At 30.1% G+C, this 24,155-nt stretch carries 22 protein-coding genes; all 22 read right to left on the bottom strand.

Annotation, left to right across the window (positions count from 1 at the left end):
• Positions 1-243 (bottom strand): hypothetical protein (locus N4A55_RS09185; protein WP_293755355.1); only part of this gene is annotated, 243 nt, incomplete at its 3' end.
• Between the two features lie 524 nt (positions 244-767).
• Positions 768-1,025 (bottom strand): YjdF family protein, encoded by a 258-nt coding sequence (locus tag N4A55_RS09180; protein ID WP_293755353.1) that lies wholly within the window; start codon positions 1,023-1,025, stop codon positions 768-770.
• Positions 1,026-1,280: 255 nt separating this feature from the next.
• Positions 1,281-2,651 (bottom strand): glycosyl hydrolase family 18 protein, encoded by a 1,371-nt coding sequence (locus tag N4A55_RS09175; RefSeq protein WP_293755351.1) that lies wholly within the window; start codon positions 2,649-2,651, stop codon positions 1,281-1,283.
• A 73-nt stretch (positions 2,652-2,724) separates the two neighbouring features.
• Positions 2,725-3,429 (bottom strand): M48 family metallopeptidase, encoded by a 705-nt coding sequence (locus tag N4A55_RS09170; protein ID WP_293755349.1) that lies wholly within the window; start codon positions 3,427-3,429, stop codon positions 2,725-2,727.
• A gap of 12 nt (positions 3,430-3,441) precedes the next feature.
• Complete coding sequence (locus N4A55_RS09165) at positions 3,442-4,074, bottom strand: undecaprenyl diphosphate synthase family protein (protein ID WP_330666359.1); 633 nt, start codon at positions 4,072-4,074, stop codon at positions 3,442-3,444.
• A 119-nt stretch (positions 4,075-4,193) separates the two neighbouring features.
• Positions 4,194-4,877 carry a YjjG family noncanonical pyrimidine nucleotidase gene (locus N4A55_RS09160; protein WP_293755345.1) on the bottom strand — a complete coding sequence of 228 codons (684 nt, stop codon included), beginning with the start codon at positions 4,875-4,877 and terminating at the stop codon, positions 4,194-4,196.
• A gap of 155 nt (positions 4,878-5,032) precedes the next feature.
• Positions 5,033-5,914, bottom strand: coding sequence for a site-specific tyrosine recombinase XerD (gene xerD / locus N4A55_RS09155; protein ID WP_293755343.1), 882 nt, complete (start codon positions 5,912-5,914; stop codon positions 5,033-5,035).
• A gap of 71 nt (positions 5,915-5,985) precedes the next feature.
• A complete protein-coding gene (locus tag N4A55_RS09150) occupies positions 5,986-6,609 on the bottom strand; it encodes a stage II sporulation protein M (protein WP_293755341.1) in 624 nt (207 codons plus the stop codon).
• A gap of 225 nt (positions 6,610-6,834) precedes the next feature.
• Positions 6,835-7,377 (bottom strand): NUDIX hydrolase, encoded by a 543-nt coding sequence (locus N4A55_RS09145; RefSeq protein WP_293755339.1) that lies wholly within the window; start codon positions 7,375-7,377, stop codon positions 6,835-6,837.
• A 28-nt stretch (positions 7,378-7,405) separates the two neighbouring features.
• On the bottom strand, positions 7,406-8,200 hold the full coding sequence (gene proC / locus N4A55_RS09140) for a pyrroline-5-carboxylate reductase (RefSeq protein WP_293755337.1): 795 nt from the start codon (positions 8,198-8,200) through the stop codon (positions 7,406-7,408).
• Positions 8,201-8,289: 89 nt separating this feature from the next.
• Positions 8,290-9,720, bottom strand: a complete 1,431-nt coding sequence (gene purB / locus N4A55_RS09135) for an adenylosuccinate lyase (RefSeq protein ID WP_293755335.1) — start codon at positions 9,718-9,720, stop codon at positions 8,290-8,292.
• 209 nt (positions 9,721-9,929) lie between these two features.
• Positions 9,930-11,123: a pyridoxal phosphate-dependent aminotransferase gene (locus N4A55_RS09130; RefSeq protein WP_293755333.1), complete on the bottom strand. Its 1,194-nt coding sequence runs from the start codon at positions 11,121-11,123 to the stop codon at positions 9,930-9,932.
• A gap of 495 nt (positions 11,124-11,618) precedes the next feature.
• Positions 11,619-11,882, bottom strand: coding sequence for a stage V sporulation protein S (locus tag N4A55_RS09125; RefSeq protein WP_113674834.1), 264 nt, complete (start codon positions 11,880-11,882; stop codon positions 11,619-11,621).
• A 181-nt stretch (positions 11,883-12,063) separates the two neighbouring features.
• Entirely contained in the window at positions 12,064-13,590 is a 1,527-nt protein-coding gene (gene rny, locus N4A55_RS09120; RefSeq protein ID WP_443083828.1) for a ribonuclease Y, read from the bottom strand.
• A gap of 190 nt (positions 13,591-13,780) precedes the next feature.
• Positions 13,781-14,410: a regulatory protein RecX gene (locus tag N4A55_RS09115; protein ID WP_293755328.1), complete on the bottom strand. Its 630-nt coding sequence runs from the start codon at positions 14,408-14,410 to the stop codon at positions 13,781-13,783.
• A 194-nt stretch (positions 14,411-14,604) separates the two neighbouring features.
• Positions 14,605-15,681: a recombinase RecA gene (gene recA, locus N4A55_RS09110; protein WP_293755326.1), complete on the bottom strand. Its 1,077-nt coding sequence runs from the start codon at positions 15,679-15,681 to the stop codon at positions 14,605-14,607.
• Positions 15,682-15,879: 198 nt separating this feature from the next.
• Positions 15,880-17,109, bottom strand: coding sequence for a competence/damage-inducible protein A (locus N4A55_RS09105; RefSeq protein ID WP_293755324.1), 1,230 nt, complete (start codon positions 17,107-17,109; stop codon positions 15,880-15,882).
• Positions 17,110-17,147: 38 nt separating this feature from the next.
• Positions 17,148-17,681, bottom strand: a complete 534-nt coding sequence (pgsA, locus tag N4A55_RS09100; protein WP_293755322.1) for a CDP-diacylglycerol--glycerol-3-phosphate 3-phosphatidyltransferase — start codon at positions 17,679-17,681, stop codon at positions 17,148-17,150.
• The gene (gene rimO, locus N4A55_RS09095) at positions 17,665-19,002 is read right to left on the bottom strand and encodes a 30S ribosomal protein S12 methylthiotransferase RimO (protein WP_293755363.1); all 1,338 of its coding nucleotides are present in this window, start codon (positions 19,000-19,002) and stop codon (positions 17,665-17,667) included. The genes pgsA and rimO overlap by 17 nt, the downstream gene beginning before the upstream one ends.
• Before the next feature lie 58 nt (positions 19,003-19,060).
• Positions 19,061-19,912, bottom strand: a complete 852-nt coding sequence (folD, locus tag N4A55_RS09090) for a bifunctional methylenetetrahydrofolate dehydrogenase/methenyltetrahydrofolate cyclohydrolase FolD (protein ID WP_293755320.1) — start codon at positions 19,910-19,912, stop codon at positions 19,061-19,063.
• A 68-nt stretch (positions 19,913-19,980) separates the two neighbouring features.
• Complete coding sequence (locus N4A55_RS09085) at positions 19,981-21,651, bottom strand: formate--tetrahydrofolate ligase (protein ID WP_293755318.1); 1,671 nt, start codon at positions 21,649-21,651, stop codon at positions 19,981-19,983.
• A 63-nt stretch (positions 21,652-21,714) separates the two neighbouring features.
• On the bottom strand, positions 21,715-24,126 hold the full coding sequence (locus N4A55_RS09080) for an FtsK/SpoIIIE family DNA translocase (protein WP_293755316.1): 2,412 nt from the start codon (positions 24,124-24,126) through the stop codon (positions 21,715-21,717).
• Positions 24,127-24,155: the final 29 nt, after the last annotated feature.

Raw genomic sequence — 24,155 nt, 5'->3', positions numbered from 1 at the left:
ATATTCAATTACTGCTTTATTAATAATTTGACTTGTATTGTAAGTACTTTCAATAATATTTTGAATATCACTTGTCAATGTATTAAATTGATCATTTATATTATCTCTTCTAGTAATATCAATGTCAATAGAATTCTTAATCATTTTGAATCTATCAAAAATATAGTCTACTCTTTTGGTTATTTCTATTATGTCAATTTCTTTTTCAGATAAGGTATTCAAATTGTATTTTGTTTGTCCCATAATTAGCTCTTCCTTTCTTTATTCAATATTATTAGGCGTTTGCGAAACGCCATAACCCGTATAAATATGGGAAAATAATATAACCCTCACCAATTTTATGGTAAAATTGAATTGACAAGAAGCAAGTCTACCAAAACCCGAAAGGAGTTATATACATATGATAACATATACTTTCATTTACTCATCTCTCCTAAAGTTCCGTCCTTCCTTTAACATTTGCAAGTGCTAAAGTACTATGACTTCTGTTGACTTCTTACTGTAAATCTTATTTCAACCATAACTTCGAATGTTATATCGTTTATGTTATGTCAGTAAGACCTCCCCAGGCAAGAGCACAATCTCCTCTCCATATATCTGCCATATATACAGTTACTATTTCCGAGTAGTTACCTTCAGATTCCTTGTCACCAAGGACACCCTTGTCATTGGCTATACGCTTATCGCATTAGGCAAATGAATAATAATCATTTGCCTCTGTTTGTTTAATGTCCTCTTTTTTTCCGTTTCTTTTAAGTTGTTTTTTATCATATTTCATTTTTTATTAATCTTTGTAACCTTTTAGGACTTATTTTTTTACTTGCATTAGATGATTTTTTGGTATCTTTCATATTCCTAGAAAAATTCAAGTTATAAAACTCTCTCGATACAATATCATAGATTTCATAATCCTTTGGTTCACTTCCAAATAAATATTTGCATATTGAATAGTTATCATCAGATTTTTCTTCAAAGATACCTATCCAAAAAGAGTCTTTAAATAATACTGTTAACTTAATTTCCATTATAATTCCCCCTGTAATATTATTATGAAGAATGGACAACCCCAGGGGGGCAGGTTACTGATATCATATATGATACGTTTGGACTATCAACCAAAACTGTGTTTTTATCTTCAATATTTTACTGATAAATATATTTTACTAAATATTTATCCAAATCTTCTTTATCCTTGTTATAATTATTTATATGATTACAATAATAATAAACCTCTTAAGTATTAATATCTACTTAAGAGGTTATCTCTTTTACAATAATATTTACTTGTCAAATAAATTACTTAATCTATACCAAATGTCTAATCCTGCTTCTTTACCATATTTACTGTAATAATTAGGAACAGTTCCTAATCTCCATAAAGAAATTCCTCCTAGGTTATATTCACTTGCTAATTTTATCTTGGCTAATACACTATCCCAGTTTTCGTACCAAATGTAATTATTCTCTTTTTTATCATTGATGTATATCAAATACGGATTTTCATATAATTTATTATAAAATAGCAAATCTTCTTTTTTAACCTTATTATCTAACTCCTTACAAATACGGTCATAAATTAGATTGTAGGATGGTGATGACATTACCCTTCTATATGCATTATCTTTATTGCTAATCCATTGGGAACTACCGAAACTGATCTGTAATACTATTTTATCTTTATAGTCATCTCCAACTTTTTCTACCAATGTCTTTATATCTTGTTCTATAAGAGCAATTGGACTTAGAGCACTTTTAGCTATATTACTATAGGTACTTTGTCTAACTTTCATATCAAAATCATGTTCCATAAGTATTACATAATCAACTATTTCCAAGATTTCTTTGTACTTGTAATAACTATAGTATTTAACCGATGGTATGGCTACATAAATTGTTTTATCCTTGCCAAGTTTGGTTCTTAATTTTTTCAGGAAAGTGATAAATGAATCTTGATCTTCTTTGTTAACAGTTTCAAAATCAATTGTCACACCATCAAATGCTAATTTTTTATATACAGTATTTTTGCTATTAACTGTATCAGCTATTTGATTAATTATATTATCCATATCCTTGAAAATAGCTTTAAAATAATCGTTTCTATTGTTACTATCATCAGCAAATATCATTAGCTGCTTTGGTATATCATTTACCTTATGAAGTGTATCATCATAAGCATTTGGAATACGAAAATCTCTACCCTCAAAAGTTAATTCTACCCCATCACCAACTTGATCTATCCTACTCCATCCAAAAGATAGAGAATCAAAATTTGAAAGTGTCTTACCTCTGTGTAATTCCTCAAACTGATTATATGAATTCAAGGCATAGAAACCATGGAGCAAAAATCCCTCTTTCAATTTAAAGTCTTTTTTATTGTTTTCATTGTACATTTTAATTGCTTTATCCTTAGTTATTATTTTTTTACCTAACATACGTGCTATATCCTGAATTGGTAAAAATAATTTATTATCATATTCAATGCTAGGTATCTCTTCGCATTTATCTTCATCTTCATTAGATATGGTATATGTTTCAATAAATTCTTCTATTGACCCAGACAAACCCTTTGCATTAGAAGAAATGCTTACTGGGATTAAGCACGTAACTAATAAAATAGTAATAATAATCCTTAAACCTCTTTTTTTAATCATATCTGTTACTCCCTTTTTCTATTGTCATTAACTCAACTTTTCCCACCTTTAATTTGATGAAGTTATATTAAATTTAATCTAACGTTAATCTTCTACCATTATGTTTTAACCAATCTTTCTCATCCTTATAATTAGGTAAAACACTTTTTACTAAGTTCCAAAAGTCTTTTGAATGATTAAGATGTATCAAATGACTCATCTCATGAACTACTATGTAATCAATAACAGAGAGTTTAGCCATTGATAATTTCAGATTGAAATTCAGGTTTTTCAATGAACTACAACTTCCCCATCTTGTTTTTTGCTTCTTAATTCTAATATTATTAGGTCTAACAATAAAATATTTTTGGTAATATTTTATTCTATCTTGAATAATTATTCTAGTTTGCTTTTTATAAAACTCTTCTAAGAGATTTTTTATACTGTCTTTATCTTCTGTATTAGCAATAATTCTAAGTGAACTATTTATAACCTCTACGCTCATAACATTAGCTGTTTCATCTATCATCAGATCTAATGGATATTCTTTACCTAGAAATAAAAATAATTCACCTTTTTTATATGTCCTCTTTCGTATCTTATAATCATTGGATTCTTTCAATTTGTTAGAAATCCATTTACCCTTGCTCTCCACTAATTCCTTGAGCTTGTTCGCATCCATACCTATTGGAGCTTTTACAATGATATTATTTGATGGTTCAATATGAATTGCAATCGTCTTACGTTTACTATATTTGATGGTATATTCAATCTTTCTAGAATCATAATAGAATTCCATTTCTCTCTCCCTTTAACCGCCTAATGTAATATCTGTTGTTTGATACCATCTAAGAGCTTCCTTGAAATGATCTTTCTTGAAATCAGGCCAATACTCATCAATGACATATATATCAGAATATACTGATTGTACAGGCAGAAAACCACTTAAGCGTCTTCTGCCTCCCCATCTGATAATTAGGTCTATTCTTGATATATCTGAAGAAGCAATATTATTAATACCATTATTAAGATCCCATTTCCAGTCGTAATTAACAAGGAAATTGATGTTAATAAGACCTTTACCGAATTTCACTCTTTTATTAGCATATTTCAATAGTTCTTTTGGAAATACATCTGATTTACTGTTACCCACTATTAATAAATTGGCATCTCTATTGGCTAGGTTATTAACAGCACTAACACAAGCCTCTATGAATGCTGCTTTTTGATTAGATGGTCTTTTTGTATTATCCCTAGTAAAACCATAAAATGTAGCTTCCTTAACACCATACTCAAGCATTGTTTCATATAACTTAAATCCTGGGTCTATGCCATAAAAATATCCATCTTTTTTGTCCATATTATGGCCAACAGCCCATCTTCTATTTCCATCTGGTATAATTCCTATATGTTTTGGTACTCTCTTTAAAATATCTTTATTCATCATTTAGCTCCTTATATTAATCTCTATTATAAAAATATTTGCATTTAGCCTTATATCTATTCATAAACTCAGTTATTTATAATTAAAGATTAAATAATACATCGAAACTAAACTTAAGATTATAATATGGTTGTTAATTCTCCTAAAGTATGTATTTCGTACTTTGGAATTATATTTGTTGTGTTTTTTATGTTATTCAAGTTGACCCAGCATGTATCAATTCCATGATTGATTCCTCCCTGGATATCAGCAGTAAGAGAATCTCCTATCATAATTGCATTATTTTTATCATTATGTCCAATTAAATTGAATGTATAGTCAAAAATAACTGGGTCTGGTTTATTTACTCCTACCTCTTCTGAGACTATCATCTTATCTATGTATTTTTTTATATTAGATTTCTCTAGCCTTGATACTTGTACTTTTTTTATTCCATTTGTTAATACTATTATTTTATAGCCTTTATTCTTAAGATATTTACATATTTCTTCAGCTTCGTCTATTAAAAAATTACTTTCTCCTAATTTTATCAAATATTGGTCACTGAATTTATTAACATCATAATCAAGCTTATATTGTTTAAATACTCTACTGAATCTCTCGTATCTCAACTCTTCTTTAGTTATATTACCTTTTTCTAATTCTAACCATAGGTTCAAATTAATCTCTTTATAGTAATTACTTATGTCTAGAATATCTCCTTCAAAAGAAAATAGTTTGAAAGACTCACTCAATGCATATTTTTCCGCCTTTTCATAGTTAAACAGCGTTCCGTCAGCATCAAGTATAACTAACTTATACATAATAGTTCCTCTTTTCTAATTAATCAAAGCTCCCAGTTACTTTATTAGCATATCAAATATATAGATTATTATCAAGTATAAGGAAAGTTCATTTGTTAGGAAAATAATAAAAGACTGCCTTCTGGCAGTCATATGTAGAATCTATAATCATATATCTAAGCTCTAGGATGAGCTTTTGAATACACTTCTTTTAATCTATTATTAGACATCTTAGCGTATATCTGAGTAGTAGATATATCAGAGTGACCTAACATTTCTTGTACTGAACGAAGATCAGCTCCGTTTTCAACAAGGTGTGTAGCAAAAGAATGCCTAAGTATATGGGGTGTAATCTTTTTGTATATACCAGCTTTATTTGCATATGATTTAACTATCTTCCAAAATCCCTGTCTGCTCATTTTATGACCTAAGCAGCTAACGAATAAGATATTCTCACCTGGATCTTTTATCATTATCTCTCTTGCATGATCCAAATAATTGGAAAGAGCATCTTTGGATACTTGTCCCATAGGTATAATACGTTCTTTTTTCTTATCATTGCATTTAATATAACCTAAGTTAATATTAATATCGTCTTTTTTTAAATTAATTAATTCAGATACACGTATACCCGTTGCATACAAAACTTCCAACATTGCCTTGTCTCGTATACCTTTGCAGTCATTATCGCTTGGCTGACTTAATAAAATATCTACTTCTTCCATAGTTAATACTTGCGGTAATTTCTTTTCTATCTTAGGAGACAGCAAATTACTAGAAGGATCTTGTTTTATCATATCATTTTTATATAGATATCTAAAATAGCTATGGATTGAAGCAACATTTCTAGATATTGTTGATGGCGCTCTACCCATCTTCTCTAAATTAATTAAATAAGAATTAAGATTAGTATTAGTTATTTTACCAATGGTCAAAGAATTGGACTCTAGGTAGTTAATTAAATTATTAACATCCCTTTCATAGGATGCTATAGTATTTTGGGATGAACCCTTTTCAGTTTTTAAATAGTCTAAGAACTTAGATACTGTTTCTCTCATTATTTTCTTCCTTTGCAGTACTTCATATACATTTGATTATAATATATTTTACTCCAAAAGTCGAATATTTTTTACAAATTTATGGCAGAAATGTACCATTTTACTAATTGAGGGTTTACGTAAGTTTCCATGATACCCCCTACAATAGTGAATATTATGCATATTATAAGTACAAAAAAATATTCTATAAACATTTGTTTATTTATATTAAAACCTCTTGTTCTACTTCTATGACTGTACAAATTAGAACAGAAATTAGTACTTTTAACTATGAGATATATCATTACTGGAATATAAAATATGTATTGAGGTAATAAAAGTATTATATACATCAAATAACCTTTGAATCCATTAGTCATAAGTCCTATAGAAAATATAAAACCAATGCTGAAACCAAAATATATGACTATAATATAATTTATTATAATCTCGAAAAATGTAAATCCAAGTATCCAAATACCAAGAATTAACTTAATTCTCTTCCATATGATGAATTTGAATAATTCAATATTAAGATAATCGCTAGATGGAAATTTAGTTATAAAATAACCTGACAATAACTTGTATTCTTCAATTCGATTACCATTTAGATTATTGGCAAATAATGACCCTACTGCAATAGCTATTAAAAATAGTATAAACTGTATTTTAAAAACACTTATTTTTTTTCTATATCTTCTTAATACATTAGTCACTCAAATCTCTCCTTAATTTATATAACTTATTGATATCTTCAGTCTTACTTTTTATTGAATAATCATTCTGTATATAAACTAATATATGAGCAAAAAATTAATTATATGAGTGCTTGTACTTAGAAAATAAAATTTAATTTAAACGGTTAATATAGTAAAAAAGTCTTAGATTAATATTATTATAATTCATATTAATCTAAGACTTTTCAGGCTTATCTGATATTATTATTTCATATTATTTAATTTACATTTATAAGCTAACAATCCTGAAATGGTTTTACCATCAGTTATCTGACCTGAATAAATCATATCAACTAATTCATCAAGCTTATATTTTTCAATAGTTACGTATTCATCATCATCAAGATTCTGTTGTGATTCCTGCAAATCTGTTGCTACATAGATAGTTATCATTTCATCTGTTATACCAATACTTGAATAGAATTTTAATAGATACTGGATATTATCAGATTTATAACCCGTTTCTTCTTCTAACTCTCTCTTAGCACATAAACTAGGATCTTCGCCTTCTTCTACTCCACCAGCTGGAATTTCAAGTACATAATCATCGGCAGCGTTTCTATATTGTCTAACCATGATTATATTACCATCATTATCAATAGGTATTACTGCTGCTGCACCAGGATGAGTAATAAGTTCCCAATTAACTTCTTTATCATTAGGCATTTTTAGTTTATCTATTACTAACCTTACTCTTTTTCCGTTAAATACTTCTTTTCTATCTAATCGTTTGATTTTTTTATCCATTTGTTTCATCTCTCAATCTCTACATAATCTAAAATGACATGGTTTTATTATAACATGACTTCATAGCCTCGATTACAGCACTTCTAAAACCATTTTTTTCAAGTTCTGATACAGCTTCTATAGTTGTTCCACCTGGTGAACATACAGCATCTTTTAATTCTCCAGGATGTTTACCTGTTTCTAAAACCATCTTAGCTGAACCAAGAACAGCTCCAGCCGCTAACTGGTAAGATGTGTCTCTAGGTAATCCAAATAAAACTCCTGCATCAGCCATGGCTTCAATAAACATATATACATATGCTGGTGAACTTCCTGACACTGCTACTACTGCATTCATAAGATGTTCTGGCAGTTCTACCATATCACCAAAAGACTTAAAAATACTAGTTACCATGTCTTTTTCATAAGCTTCATAATCATCACCTGAAAAGCTTACGGCACTCATGCCTTCTCCTACCAAAGCTGGTGTATTAGGCATAGCTCTAACGATTTTTGTTTCATTACCAAGTTTATCTTTCAGATCATCAATCTTAATACCAGGTGCTATAGATATAATTATATGTTGATTAGTAATAACTTCTTTAATTTCATCAAGTACTTGCGTATAATACTGTGGTTTGACAGCTAATATAACATACTTTGATTCTTTCACACATTCCTTATTACTATTCACATAATTAAATCCAATATCTGACTTAATTTCTTCTAATCTTTTTTTATTAACATCTGTATATAATAATTCTATATTCTTTAGACTATCTACAATTCCTTTCATCATAGCATAGCCCATATTTCCGGTACCAATAAATCCTACTTTACCCATACCTATCCTCTTTTCCATACACTATTAACATTTATTTCTATTATATATAATTGAACTAAAACATTCATATGTCCATTTTAATAAGTTCATTAAACACTTAATTCAGCAGTTTTTCCTAATATATCTTTGTTTTGATCTAATATAGCTTTAACATAGTTAGCAATAAAATCTTCAACTTGCTGTGGAGATCTTCCAATGAAATTTTCTGGTCTTAAGATTGATAATATTTCCTCTTCACTCATTCCAAATGTTCCATCAGCTAAAATACGTTCAATCAGGTCATTTTTCTTACCTTCCATCTTAACTTGTTTACCAGCTTCCATAGATAATACTCTTATCTTCTCATGTAATTCTTGTCTATCTCCACCACGTTTTACACCTTCCATGAGAATAGTTTCAGTAGCCATAAAAGGTAACTCACTCATGATTCTTTGATGAATTACTTTATCATATACTACAAGACCATCAACTACATTCATAAATATCTCTAAAACTGCATCTGTAGCCAAGAATGCTTGTGGTACAGATAATCTTTTATTAGCACTATCATCAAGAGTTCTCTCAAACCATTGTGTTGAAGCCGTAATAGCTGGATTAAGTGCATTACATATGATATGTCTAGCTAAAGATGATATTCTTTCACTTCTCATAGGATTTCTTTTGTAAGCCATAGCAGATGATCCTATTTGACTTTTTTCAAATGGTTCTTCTATTTCTTTTAAATTCTGTAATAATCTAATATCATTGCTGAATTTATATGCTGATTGTGCAATAGTACTTAATACATTCAACATTTGTGAGTCAAGTTTTCTTGGATAAGTTTGTCCTGTTACAGGGAATGTATCGTCATATCCTAATTTTGATGCAACTAGTTTATCTAATTCTTTAACTTTTTCGTGATTACCTTCAAAAAGGTTAAGGAAACTTGCTTGAGTACCTGTAGTACCTTTTACCCCTCTTAGCTTAGCTTTATTCAATTGATATTCAACATCTTCATAATCCATTAGCAAATCTTCTATCCATAAGCATGCTCTTTTGCCAACAGTAGTTAACTGAGCTGGTTGATAATGCGTAAATCCTAGTGTGGGCATATCTTTATATTCTAATGCGAATTTCGATAATTTATCTATAACATTAACTAATTTATCTTTTATTAGTTTTAAGGCTTCTGTCATAATTATTATATCTGTATTATCTCCTACATAACAGCTTGTGGCTCCTAAATGAATTATCGGTTTAGCTACCCGTGCTTGGCATCCATAGGCATAAACATGTGACATAACGTCATGACGAACGATTTTTTCTCTTTCTTTTGCTACTTCATAATTAATATCATCTTCAAACTTCTTTAACTCATTTATTTGCTCATCGCTAATATCAATACCTAACTCTTTTTCAGCTTCTGCAAGTGCTATCCATAGCTTTCTCCATGTTTTGAATTTTTTGTCTGGAGAAAAGAGATATAACATTTCTTTACTAGCATATCTAGCTCCTAATGGGGTTTCATAAACATTATACAACTATATCATCCTTTCAATATTATTAATATAATTAATTAACTAAAGTAAAATAAATCTATTTCAATAAGTTCAATATATTATCCATAACCTATTATATCATAAAATAAAAATATAATTTAGGCAAGTAAAAAGTTTGGTTTACCACAAAAAGTAACCAAAACAAAAGAGCGGTTTCAAAATTTGAAACTGCCCTCTTTATAAATCTTATCTTATTGTAAATTATTAAGGAAACTTTCTATTCTATCTAGACCTTTTTCTATATTTTCCATAGCTATAGCATAAGATAGTCTAAAATGAGTATCATAACCAAAATCAGTACATGGTACTACAGCAACCTTTTCATTATCCAACAACAACTTTGCAAAGATATTGGCATTTTCAATAACTTCACCTTTGTATTTCTTTCCTAGTGCACTGTCCAAATCAACAAATACATAAAATGCACCTTGAGGTTTGATTGCAGAAACATATGGCATTTTGGATATCCTATCATACATATATTCTCTTCTTTTATCAAATTGAGTTTTCATTTTATCCACACATTCTTGTGAACCACTAATTGCAGCTAAAGCAGCTTTTTGAGCAATTGAGTTAGGATTAGATGAAGCATGGCTTTGAATATTAGACATGATTTTGGCTATTTGTTCTGGAGCAGCTGCATAACCAATTCTCCAACCAGTCATAGCATAACTTTTAGAAACACCATTTATAATTATTGTTCTACTATAAATATCTTCATTAAATGAAGCGATACTTATATGCTTCTCATCACCATAAATTAGTTTTTCATATATTTCATCAGATATAACGAATAAATCATTTTCTACTGCAAATTCAGCAACTTTTTTAAGCTCTTCCTCTGAATACACCATACCTGTTGGATTACTTGGACTATTAATTAAAATAGCTTTTGTTTTATCAGTTAGTGCATTTTTCAGATCTTCTATAGTTGCTTTATAATTATTCTCTTTACTTGTTTTTACTACTACTGGTACTCCATCAGCTATCTTAACCATTTGAACGTAGCTCAACCAGAATGGAGCTGGTATAATAACTTCATCACCAGGATTTAAAATCGCCATAAATGTGTTAGTTAAGGAATGCTTTGCTCCATTACTTACTACAATTTGGCTTGGTTTATATGAAACCTTGTTATCTACTTCTAACTTCTTGCATATAGCATTTTTCAATGGAAGTATACCTGAAGCAGGTGTATATTTAGTGAATCCTTCATTGATTGCCTCTATAGCAGCTTGCTTTATATGATCTGGTGTATCAAAATCTGGTTCACCTGCACCAAATCCTACCACATCTATCCCATCAGCTTTCATCTGCTTGGCTTTTGCTGTTATTTCTAATGTTGATGAAGGTTTTATATCTAGACCTTTACTTGATAACATCATGTACAAACACCACCCTTTTATTATTATTACTTTTTCCAATTAACCATATTGTAATATATTTTATGCAATTTTGCAAGTTCTGATTTAAATTTATTCGTTTTTAATGTTTTCTTTTATATAAATTAACGTTTATTAATTATTTTTGCAATATCAAGCATAAATATCTTCATTTGATAATCGTAGCTACAGTTATTTTTTGTTTTAGTATTAATTTATATACATTATTTTTGAAAAAAAATTCAATGTTTTGTAATGTGTTAATGATTAATGGTAATTTATCGCTATGAAGTAGTAAAGAATAACATTGTATTATTATAGTAAAGTTGGAAGGCTTCACTTCATTAGAATCTATTAAACCATTAAAAAATTATAAAATCAAGGAATTAAGCATTAACTTTATATAATTAATAGAATATTATATGACAGGATTAATTATCTAAATTATATCCCCAAAAAGAAATAAAAAAGAAAAGTGTGCCATGCACACTTTTTAAACTAATTTTTTGATTGAACGATCAATTTAATCGCTGTTCTTTCTTCTCCGTTAATATCAATATCAGTGAAAGCTGGAATACAAACCAAATCGATACCCGATGGTGCCACGTATCCTCTTGCAATTATTATTGCTTTTATTGCTTGATTTAATGCACCTGCACCAATCGCTTGTAATTCAGCACCGCCTTGTTCACGGATAGTATTAGCAAGTGCACCAGCTACCGAATTGGGATTAGATTTTGCAGCAACTTTTAAAACTTCCACTCTAAAAGACCCCCTTTTTTTGGTTATAGTTAATAATTCAATAAGAAATTCTGTTTTCCTTTTTTTCAATCAATTTTTATGGACAATATTAATTTTTATTTTTTTCAATTAATATCAAATACGAAATTTCTACAAAATAGTTAACTAAAACACAAAAAAGCGTGATTTCTCACGCTTTTTATTATTTAGCATATTCAACTGCTCTTGTTTCTCTTATAACATTAACTTTAATTTGTCCTGGGTATTCCAATTCATCCTCTATTTTCTTAGAAATTTCTCTTGCAAGTAATACCATTTCTTCATCACTTGTTTGATCTGGAATAACCATTATTCTAATTTCTCTACCTGCTTGAATAGCAAAAGATTTATCGACACCTTTAAATTCAACAGCAATCTCTTCAAGACGTTGAAGTCTTTTAATATATGTCTCTAATGTTTCACGTCGTGCACCTGGTCTTGCAGCAGATATAGCATCAGCCGCTTGTACAATGACAGCAACTAGACTAGTAGGTTCTACATCACCGTGATGTGCTTCAACAGCATTAACAATCACATCTGATTCTTTATATTTCCTACATAAGTCTGCACCTATGGAAACATGTGAACCTTCCATTTCATGATCAACTGATTTACCAATATCATGTAATAAACCAGCACGTTTAGCTACTCTTACATCAACTCCGATTTCACCGGCAATTAATCCACTTAAATGAGATACCTCAATTGAATGTTTTAAAACACTCTGTCCATAACTTGTTCTAAACTTCATCTTACCTAATAATCTCGTTAATTCATGGTGTAAGCCATGAACACCTGTGTCGAAAGTGGCCATTTCACCTTCTTCACGAATAATATTCTCGACTTCTTTTCTAGCTTTTTCAACCATTTCTTCAATTCTTGCAGGATGGATTCTTCCATCAACAATTAATTTTTCAAGTGCAATTCTTGCAACTTCTCTTCTTATTGGATCAAATCCAGAAAGTATAACTGCTTCAGGCGTATCATCAATGATAAGATCTATTCCTGTTAAAGTCTCCAAAGTTCTAATGTTTCTTCCTTCTCGACCTATTATTCTTCCTTTCATTTCATCACTTGGAAGAGGTACTACTGATACAGTAGTTTCGGCAACATGGTCAACTGCACATTTTTGTATTACATTTGCCAATATTTCTCTAGATTTTTTGTTAACCTCTTCTTTTGCTTTTACTTCCAATTCTTTAATTAAAATTGCTGTTTCATGTTTAACTTCATTTTCAACAGATTTTAAAAGGTATTCTTTTGCTTGATTGGAGGTGAGGCCAGAAATTTTTTCTAATTCTTTGACATGTTTTTTTTGTAATTCAGATACTTCTGCTTTTATTTTTGCTAATTGTTCTTCTCTAGATGTTAACTGATTTTCTTTTCTTTCAAAGCTTTCAGCTTTTTTATCTAAAGATTCTTCTTTTTGAAGAAGTCGTCGCTCAAGGCGTTGTAATTCATTTCTTCGCTCTTTAACTTCTTTATCTAAATCACTTTTGATTTTATAAGTTTCTTCTTTAATCTCTAAACGACTCTCCCGTTTAATAGATTCTGCTTCTTTTATAGCATCATCAACAATTTTCCTAGCTTTTTGTTCAGCTGATCCGTATTGTGATTCCGCTACTTTCTTTCTATAAGAAACACCAAGCTTAAAAGTTATTACTCCAGCTATAACTGCAACGACAAGTATTAATAATACTAGTAATATTATATTTATAGTAACGTTCAAATGGTAACACCTCCTCATTATTTATTTTTCATTGTGCATGATGTTATTTTCCATAACATATAAATTTTATAACGTTTTAGATATTATGTCAAGTTTTAATAAAAACTCTTTTAAATAATATACATATTCCATAACGTTTTTTATATACCTATTATGCATTCGTTAAATTATTATTTTGTATAAATTGATTAATTACTTTACTAATTAAACCATAATTATAACCTTTTCTCATTAAATAACCTATCATTCTTCTTTTGATTTTATTATCTATTGTATCTAGATTTTTATATTTTTTATTAATCAAATTATATGCTACATCTTCTTCAGATATTTCTGTATATTCCATTAATTCATCGACTATATCTTTTGATATACCTTTTTTTATAAGTTCTATGTTGATTTGTTTCATGCTTTTCTTTAGTTTGTTGTAATATATGTATTTTTCTGTATATTTTCTATCATCAACAAAGTTATATTCTTCCAAAAACTTAATAACTTTATTAGCTGTATGTTGATTATAGCCTGTCTCTTTTAGTTTTTTTATAATTTCTTTCTTAGGCATATCTCTTCTTTGTAATAGTCTAAAAGCCCTATTTTTAGCCCTAGGATATACATAATCTCTATATATTTTGTGTAATATTTCTTCTGATAACAAATCATTTTCTTTTAATTTTAAGAACTTTAGTTCCTTATAGGTAACAAAAAACATATATTCGTCATCTATATATATGTCATAATAATTTTTAAATCTTCTATTCTGAATAATATTTGTAATAATCATAAATATCCTTTCCATAGGATATATTAGTATAATATATCTATTTTAAAAAGAGGCTATCTAATAATCTATTTTCATGCTATCAATATGTTGTAGGATATTACCTTCACCTATACTGATGTAAAAATGGATTATGAGAAGCCCCTTATCATCTACCATTATAATTCAATCATATATATTAAATAAAATACAACTACTTACTTTTTAGCTTTTTTTGTGTCATTTGTTTCTTTTTCCTTTTTAGACTCCTTATTCTTATTATTAGAATCTTGTTCTCCATCTACTGGTATATCAAAATGCTTTCTTACCAAATTATCTATTTCCTTCAATAATTCGGGATTATCACTTAAATATTGTTTTGCATTTTCTCTACCTTGCCCTAATCTCGTCTCATTATAAGAATACCAAGCGCCGCTTTTATTAACAATATTCTGTTGAGTTGCAAGATCTAATATATCTCCTACTTTTGATATACCTTTTCCAAACATTATATCAAATTCAGCTGTTTTAAATGGTGGAGCTATTTTATTCTTAACTACTTTTACTCTAACTCTATTTCCAATAAAATCAGTACTTTGTTTTAGTGTTTCTATTCTTCTAACATCAAGTCTAACTGATGAATAAAACTTAAGTGCTCTACCACCAGTTGTAGTTTCTGGATTACCGAACATTACTCCAACTTTTTCACGTAACTGATTAATGAATATAACAACACATTTTGATCTGTTTATTACTGCTGTCAGTTTTCTTAATGCTTGAGACATAAGTCTTGCTTGAAGCCCTACATGAGAATCTCCCATTTCTCCTTCGATTTCTGCTCTTGGTACAAGGGCTGCAACAGAGTCCACTATAACAATATCAATTGCACCAGAACGAACCATTGTTTCTGTAATCTCAAGAGCTTGTTCTCCGTTGTCTGGCTGTGATATATATAAATTATCTACATCTACACCTATCTTTTTTGCATACTCAGGATCTAATGCATGTTCAGCATCTACAAAACCAGCTATTCCACCTTTTTTTTGTGCTTCTGCCACCATATGTAGTGCTACAGTTGTTTTACCACTTGATTCTGGGCCATAAACTTCAATAATTCTTCCTTTTGGTATACCTCCAGCACCAAGTGCAATATCTAAACTAAGCGACCCTGTAGGAATAGTTTCAATGTTCATATTCTCTCTGGATTCACCTAACTTCATTATGGAACCTTTACCATATTGTTTCTCAATATTGGATATTGCTGCTTCTAACGCTCTTTTTTTATCATCTTTCATATAGTCCCTATTAACTAGGTTCCCCCTTTCAAATTAAAAAACCGAACTTATGTTCGTTTATAATTATAATATATATTTTTAATTACGTCAATATATTTTTTACAAATATTTCAATTCAAGTAAATATTTCAATAATACGATTTATGTTATTATAGTTTAAATTAAGCCTATGTTAATCATAGACTTAATTTAGATATATTATTTAATTTTGTTCCATAACATAATAAGGCTTTCTACTACAGCTCTTGTTCTGATTTTTTGTCTATTACCGTAAAAATTACATTTTTTTACTGTAGTAACACCTTCATAAGATACTCCTATGCAAACAAGTCCTATAGGCTTTTCTTCTGTACCTCCAGTAGGTCCTGCAATACCTGTAATAGATATAGAGGCAGATGTATTACATTTATCAATAAGTCCTTCTGCCATTTCTCTTGCGGTTTCTTCACTAACTGCACCATATTCTTGAAGGGTATCTTTTTTCACTCCAAGATATTTCATTTTCGCTTCATTAGAGTAAGTAATAAAACCTTCCTTGTATACATCAGAAACTCCAGAACAATTAATAATTCTACCACTTAGTAATCCACCAGTACATGATTCAGCTACAGATAGAGTCAGATTCTGATTCTTCAATATATCAACTATGGTTTCTTCAAGAGTCTTTTCATCAGTAGTATATATATATTCTCCAACATAATCAGCCACTTTTTGTTCCATATTATCAATTAATTTGATAGCTTCGGATTCTTCATTGGTCTTAGCTGTTATCCTAAGATGAACCTCTCCATCTTTTGCATAAGGTGCAATGGTAGGATTAGTTTGTTTATCTATAATATCCTGCAATATCTTTGCAACGGTACTTTCTCCTATACCACACAATTTTAAAGTTCTTGAGAAAATGACACCTTCATTTAACTTCTTCAATTGTTTTTTGACTCCATTTTCAAACATAGGTATCATCTCACTTGGTGGTCCAGGTAAAACAATAATTATATTTTTTTTCGTTTTTACGATAAAACCTGGAGCCGTTCCATTATGGTTTTCGAGGACAATAGCCCCTTCTGGTATATATGCCTGCTTTAAATTATTTTCTGCCATGCATATATCACGTTGTTTGAAGATATCAATTATCCTTTTTTTAGACACTTCATGTTCAATAAGAGGTAATCCTAACACTTTTGCAATAGTTTCTTTAGATAAATCATCAGTTGTAGGCCCCAACCCCCCAGTTGTGATAATGATGCTAGTCCTATTCATAGCATTTTTTATTGTTTCTTGTAATCTATCAACATTATCACCTACAACTGATTGGTAGTAAACAGAAATCCCCATATCTGCCAATTGTCTTGATAGGTACCTTGCGTTAGTGTTTAAAATATCTCCCAGTAGTAATTCTGTTCCAATAGCTATTATTTCAGCAGTCATATGGTATCATCCTTTCAAAATTCCATTAAGTAATAATCTTATTCCCTAAATATATTAATATTCTTTGTTATATAATCAAGGGCAGATATTACTGTAAATAATAAAGATGCATATATAAGTATTTGTTCAATAACAACTATACCTTCAAAATCAAAATTAAATAGAATAACTATAATCATAATCATTGTAGTCATGGTTTTTATCTTTCCCCACCATCCTGCAGCAATAACAATACCTTTATTGGCAGCAACAAGGCGAAATCCACTGATAATGAATTCTCTACTGATAATTATTATAACAATCCATGCAGCCAATTCCTTAGCTTCTACTAGATAAATAAGTGCTGATGCCACTAATAACTTATCAGCAAGGGGGTCCATAAACTTCCCAAAATCTGTTACTAGGTTTCTTGATCTAGCTAAATGTCCATCAAGAAAATCTGTTAAACTAGCTATTATAAATATTATGACACCTATGATATTACCATACGGTGCTTCAATTATATATAGTGACAATAAAAAAAATGGAATTAATATAACACGAAACAAAGTTAACTTATTCGCTATATTCATTGATAATCTCTCCTATTAAATCATATTCATTAGATGAACTAACTCTAACATTAATTATATCTCCCGACATTAATTCATAAGGACAACTTACAAATATCATGCCATCTACATCAGGAGCATCACGATAAGTTCTTCCACAGTACACTCTATCCTCAGAGATATATCCTTCAATAATGACAGAATAGGTTTTACCTACTAACTCTTCGTTAATAGACTTGGATATCCCTTGCTGTAGTGCCATTATTTCATCTTTTCTAGCTTCTTTTATATCATGATCTATCTGATCTTCAAATAATGCAGCAGGTGTACCTTCTTCTGGTGAATATGAAAAAACTCCTAATCTATCAAATCTAACATCTTGTACAAATTCTTTCATATCTTCAAATTGTTCTCTTGTCTCTCCAGGAAAGCCTGTGATAAGTGTAGTTCTAATGCAAATATCGGGTATTTCTTTTCTAAGTTTTGATATTGAGTCTTTGATCATTTCTTTTGTACTTTTTCTTGCCATTCTTCTTAATATATCATTATTAGCATGTTGAATAGGCATATCTAAATAATTGATTACTTTTTCTTCATCTCTTATTACTGTAATTAATTCGTCTGTTATTTCTTCTGGATAACAGTATAATAATCTTATCCATTCTATACCATCCACTCTACATAACTCTCTAAGTAAAGCTGGTAATTTTTTTTCTCCATAAATGTCAATACCATATTTGGTTGTATCTTGAGCAACTAGTATTAACTCTTTCACACCATTTTGGGCCAAATACTTAGTCTCTTCTATAAGACTTTCTATTGTTCTGCTTTTTATCATTCCTCTGATCTTAGGAATAATACAGTAAGTACAATGATTATCACATCCTTCAGCAATTTTTAGATATGCAGAATAACCTGCTGAACTAATTACTCTGTTAATATATTCTTCAGGAACATGATCATTGACTTCAAAAGAAATATATTTCTTGTTATCAAGTACTGATTCAACTGCTTCTATCACTTTGTCATAATTAGAAACTCCTAAAATAGCATCTATCTCAGGCATTTCCTTAATAAGTTCATCTTGATATCTCTGGGCAAGGCAACCTGTTACAATCAAAGCTTTACATTTTCCATTTTCTTTATATTGCCCCATCTCAATAATTGTACCAATACTCTCTTCTTTTGCATCTTGGATAAATCCACATGTATTTACAACTATAACATCTGCTTTAGTTTCATCATTTATTAATGTATATCCTTTATCTCTTAATAATCCTAACATGACTTCACTATCCACAAGATTCTTATCACAACCAAGTGAAATAAATGAAATTTTTATGCTCAATAAGAACACTCCTTTTTCTTCAAGTTATTTAATCTGTGTCTAAAATATAACTCTATTTTAACATATTATTTGCTGACTTTACGCAATTGCTCATAAGCATCGCTATTGTCATAGGACCAACACCACCTGGTACAGGAGTTATTGCCCCTGCTATTACAGAGCATTCGTCATATTTAACATCTCCACATAATTTACCATTATCGAGTCTATTCATTCCTACATCAATAACTGTAGCACCTTCTTTTACAAAATCTTTTGTAACAAAATTAGCTCTACCTATTGCAACAACTAGAATATCAGCATTTTTACATATCTCTTTAATGTTTTTAGTTCTAGAATGACATATTGTCACAGTACCATTTTCTTTTAATAATAACATAGATACTGGTTTACCAACAATATTGCTTCTTCCTATAACTACACAATTTTTTCCTTCTATCTCTATATTATACCTCTTAATCAGCTCTATAATACCTGCTGGAGTACATGAAACAAAACCATCTCTACCTATACTAAGGTTTCCTACACTATATGGATGAAAACCATCTACATCTTTAGATGAGTCTATAGCCAATAGAATCTTCTCTTCATCAATATGTTTAGGTAATGGTAACTGAACTAGGATTCCATGTACATCATCTCTATTATTTAATTCATTAATTAACTCAAGTAGTGATTCTTCAGTAGTTTTTTCATCTAGCTCATAAGCTAGAGATCTCATCCCAACGTACTCACAAGCTTTCTTCTTATGCTTTACATAAACTTGTGAAGCAGGGTCTTTACCAACCAAAACAACTGCAAGAGTAGGCTCTACACCCTTATTCTTTAATTGTTCTACTTTTATAATAAGCTCATCCTTAATATCTTTAGATGTTTTCTTTCCATCAATTATGATAGTATTCATTAGTGATTCCTCCTTATTTATCTTATTGGAAAGTCCTACGTATGACGAGGCACAGCCCCTTTTATTTTTTAGAATAATCCACTTATCTTTCCAGTCTCATCTACATCAATATTTTCTGCTGCTGGTTTTTTTGGTAGTCCTGGCATAGTCATAACATTTCCAGTTATAGCTACAATAAAACCTGCTCCAGCTGATATGTTAACTTCTCTAACAGTGATATCAAAGCCTTCTGGTCTACCTAATAACTTTGCATTATCTGAAAATGAATATTGTGTTTTAGCTATACAAACAGGTAATTTATCAAGTCCCATATCAATTATCTTCTTAATAGATTTCTTTGCTTTTGGTGTATAATTAACATTACTTGCTCCATATATCCTAGTAGCTACACACATGATTTTATCTTCTATACTATCATTCTCATCATATAAAGGTGAAAAATTGCTTTGTTTTGTTTCTAGTGTTTCAAGTACTTTCTGGGCTAATTCTATACCGCCTTTACCACCTTTTTCCCAAACTTCTGAAATAGCAAATTCACATCCCATTCCTTCGCATTTCTCTTTTACTAGAGATATTTCTTCATCAGAATCAGTTACAAATGAATTAAGAGTAACAACAATAGGTACATTATACTGTTGAAGATTCTCTATATGTTTTTCTAGATTAACAAAACCTTTTTCTACTGCCAAAACATTAGCAGCCCCAAGCTCTTGTTTACTTATTCCACCATTATACTTTAACGCTCTTATAGTTGCTACAATAACAATAGCATCTGGTTTAAGATTACCTTTTCTACATTTGATATCTAAAAACTTTTCAGCTCCAAGATCAGCGCCAAATCCAGCTTCTGTAATAACAATATCACTAAGCTTCAATGCAAGTTTTGTAGCTCTTATACTATTACAACCATGAGCAATATTTGCAAAAGGTCCACCGTGCATAAGAGCAGGTGTATTTTCTAGTGTCTGAACAAGATTAGGTTTTATTGCATCTTTCAATAATGCTGTCATAGCCCCTTGTGCATTCAAGTCACCAGCAGTTACTGGATTACCATTATATGTATAGGCAACTATGATTCTACTTAATCTATTCTTAAGATCTTCTAAGTCACTAGCCAGACATAATATAGCCATTACTTCTGATGCAACAGTAATCATAAATCCATCTTCTCTTGGAACTCCTTGCATCTTACCACCTAGACCAACAACAATACTTCTAAGAGCTCTATCATTCATATCAACTACTCTTTTCCATACTATCTGTCTTGGATCAATCCCCAAGGTATTACCTTGCTGTAAATGATTATCAAGCATCGCTGATAATAGATTATGGGCAATACTAACTGCGTGAATATCACCAGTAAAATGTAAATTAATATCTTCCATAGGTACAACTTGTGCATAACCACCACCAGCTGCACCACCTTTTATCCCCATACAAGGACCTAATGAAGGTTCTCTAAGTGCAATGATAGCATTCTTTCCCAACTCTCCCATTGCCTGACCAAGACCTACCGTTGTAGTTGTTTTACCTTCACCAGCTGGAGTAGGATTGATAGCTGTTACAAGTATTAGTTTTCCATCTTCATTACTTTCTACTTTCTTATACAACTCATCAGTTACTTTAGCCTTATATTTACCGTAAAATTCAATATCATCTTCTGTCATACCTAATTTTCCAGCTATTACACTAATTGGTTCCATTTTAGCTTCATTAGCTATTTGAATATCTGTTTTCATTTTCATTTCTCCTTCTAATAAAAATTAGTCATTATTAAAGTAAATATTTATAACGTTTAGTTACTACCCGTCTTCCGATGTTGCTGATACTTGATTTTTCATTTCTTCATATTCTTCTTTTGTTATTAAAACTTTTCTAGGCTTACTTCCTTCCTCACCACCTACAATACCTGATTCATGTAGTTGATCAACAATTCTAGCTGCTCTGTTATAACCAACTCTGAATCGTCTTTGTATCATAGATGCAGAAGCTTTCTGCTTTTCAATAACTAATTCCAATGCTTCATTATAATAGTCATCTTTGCCGGCTTGTTTTCCAAGAACAGCTTTGTCAGCTGAAATCTGACTTATAATTTTATCATTATAAATAGTTTTCCTGCTACCTTTTAAAAATTCTACAATATGTTCAACTTCTTTATCTGATATAAATGCTCCTTGTACTCTTAACGGTTTCTGAACTCCTACTGGATAAAATAACATATCACCTTTACCAAGAAGTTTTTCTGCACCATTCATATCAATAATAGTTCTTGAATCAGTACCTGAAGACACTGAAAATGCTATTCTTGATGGTATATTTGCTTTGATCAGTCCTGTAATTACATCTACAGAAGGTCTTTGAGTAGCAATGATCAGATGTATACCAGCGGCTCTTGCCATTTGCGCTAATCTACAAATTGCATCTTCAACATCATTTGGAGCAACCATCATCAAGTCGGCTAATTCATCAACTATAATTATGATATGTGGTAACGAGGAACCTTCGCCAGTTTTGGCTACAAGTTTATTATAACCTTTTACATCTCTTACATTCGATGCAGCAAATAATTTATATCTATCTGACATTTCACTCACTGCCCAATTAAGTGCACCTGCTGCTTTTTTAGGATCAGTTACAACAGGTATTAACAGATGTGGAATGCCATTATAAACACTAAGCTCAACTACTTTTGGGTCAATCATTACTAACTTAACCTGTTCCGGAGTTGATTTGTAAATAATACTTGTAATCAAAGTATTTATACATACACTTTTACCAGAACCAGTAGCACCAGCAATCAACATATGAGGCATACGTCCAATATCTGCAACAATTACTTTGCCAGCTATATCTTTACCAAGAGCAAATGCAACGTTTGACGGAAATTGCTTGAAATCTTCTGTATCTATAACCTCTCGTAAATACACTGAACTAACTTCTTTATTAGGAACTTCTATACCTACTGCTGATTTGCCAGGAATTGGAGCTTCAATCCTTATACCTGATGCCGCAAGATTAAGTGCAATATCATCTGCCAGAGATACTATTTTACTAACTTTTACACCTTGTTCAGGTTGTAATTCATATCTGGTTACTGTAGGACCGCAACTAACATTTAGCACTTTAGCTCTAACACCAAAACTCTCTAGAGTCTTCTCTAACTTATCAGCATTTTTAAGAATTGCACTTTTGGAACCTTTGTTACCACCCAAAGGATTTTTCTTTAATAAGTCAATGGATGGAAATTTATATTCTACATTTTCTGGTTTATCTTTTTGAATTTCTTTTTTGATAGTCTTATCTGTTGATTTTATTGATTCAGTAGGTTCTTTAGCTTGTATTGCCTTAGCCTGTTTATTCTCTTCTTTTTGTGGTACATATTTTTCTTCAATAGGTCTATGTACTACTTCTTTTTCTTCTTCTAGAAAATTCTCTATTGGCTCATCATCAATGCTAAGTGATACCTTACTAAGGAAACTAACCTTTTCATCTGTATCTTCTTTCTCATCTTCGTCATCATAATTAGAATATTCTTCAATCATATTTTCTCTAGCTTCTCTAGTTTTTTCAATAGCATTTTTACTACTATCTTTTACTTTTTGACCAATATTCTTAATTAACTTAAACAATGATTTTTGAGTTAATAGGATACTATTAATTATTAGTAGTAATACAAGCACTATATAAGTTCCTATCTTTCCAATAAATAAAATAAGTAAATCACCAAATAATCCACCTATATATCCACCAGCAATTCTAGTTGTAGATAATTTGTAATAATTAGCCAACGTTGGTAAAAAACCTTTTAAGCCAATTACTTTTAGAATCTGTACTCCTTTAATATGTGTAACATGTGAAAATATAGATACGGTCAATAATAAAATACAACCTAGATAGATTCGATTATTCAGTAATTTATTTCCTTTATTAAATATTTTAAAAAATGAAGCTAAAAATATTATTATTGGTATTAAGTACGCACTTACTCCGAATAATCCAAAGAACAGATTATTGATAACTCTTCCTAATGCTCCTGCTTTATCAAAATAAACACTAACAAACATGAGTAATGAAAAAGCAAAAAATGTTAAAGCTATTATTTCGTATTTTATATCATTGGATATTAAATCTTCATCTTTTTTCTTTGTTGTTGTTTTTTTGGTAGATGTTTTTTTCTTAGGTGATTTAGTAGATGTTTCCTTCTTAGGTGCCATATCACTACCCCCTCTTCTTTATGTTTATT

The organism is Vallitalea sp. (genome assembly GCF_025211055.1).
GTDB lineage: Bacteria > Bacillota > Clostridia > Lachnospirales > Vallitaleaceae > Vallitalea.
The sequence above is the reverse complement of the archived record's forward strand: the minus strand, read 5'-3'. Positions and strand labels throughout refer to the sequence as shown.

Coding starts and splice junctions, on each gene's coding strand:
- proC (WP_293755337.1), bottom strand. CDS start 8,200: ATGGGTAAAGTAGGATTTATTGGTACCGGAAATATGGGCTATGCTATG.
- N4A55_RS09085 (WP_293755318.1), bottom strand. CDS start 21,651: ATGAAAACAGATATTCAAATAGCTAATGAAGCTAAAATGGAACCAATT.
- N4A55_RS09080 (WP_293755316.1), bottom strand. CDS start 24,126: ATGGCACCTAAGAAGGAAACATCTACTAAATCACCTAAGAAAAAAACA.
- N4A55_RS09160 (WP_293755345.1), bottom strand. CDS start 4,877: ATGTATAAGTTAGTTATACTTGATGCTGACGGAACGCTGTTTAACTAT.
- pgsA (WP_293755322.1), bottom strand. CDS start 17,681: ATGAATATAGCGAATAAGTTAACTTTGTTTCGTGTTATATTAATTCCA.
- N4A55_RS09180 (WP_293755353.1), bottom strand. CDS start 1,025: ATGGAAATTAAGTTAACAGTATTATTTAAAGACTCTTTTTGGATAGGT.
- folD (WP_293755320.1), bottom strand. CDS start 19,912: ATGAATACTATCATAATTGATGGAAAGAAAACATCTAAAGATATTAAG.
- N4A55_RS09130 (WP_293755333.1), bottom strand. CDS start 11,123: ATGATGTTATCAAGTAAAGGTCTAGATATAAAACCTTCATCAACATTA.
- N4A55_RS09170 (WP_293755349.1), bottom strand. CDS start 3,429: ATGGAATTCTATTATGATTCTAGAAAGATTGAATATACCATCAAATAT.
- N4A55_RS09145 (WP_293755339.1), bottom strand. CDS start 7,377: ATGGATAAAAAAATCAAACGATTAGATAGAAAAGAAGTATTTAACGGA.
- xerD (WP_293755343.1), bottom strand. CDS start 5,914: ATGAGAGAAACAGTATCTAAGTTCTTAGACTATTTAAAAACTGAAAAG.
- N4A55_RS09165 (WP_330666359.1), bottom strand. CDS start 4,074: ATGAATAAAGATATTTTAAAGAGAGTACCAAAACATATAGGAATTATA.
- N4A55_RS09105 (WP_293755324.1), bottom strand. CDS start 17,109: ATGACTGCTGAAATAATAGCTATTGGAACAGAATTACTACTGGGAGAT.
- recA (WP_293755326.1), bottom strand. CDS start 15,681: ATGAAAGATGATAAAAAAAGAGCGTTAGAAGCAGCAATATCCAATATT.
- N4A55_RS09115 (WP_293755328.1), bottom strand. CDS start 14,410: ATGATTATTACAAATATTATTCAGAATAGAAGATTTAAAAATTATTAT.
- N4A55_RS09175 (WP_293755351.1), bottom strand. CDS start 2,651: ATGATTAAAAAAAGAGGTTTAAGGATTATTATTACTATTTTATTAGTT.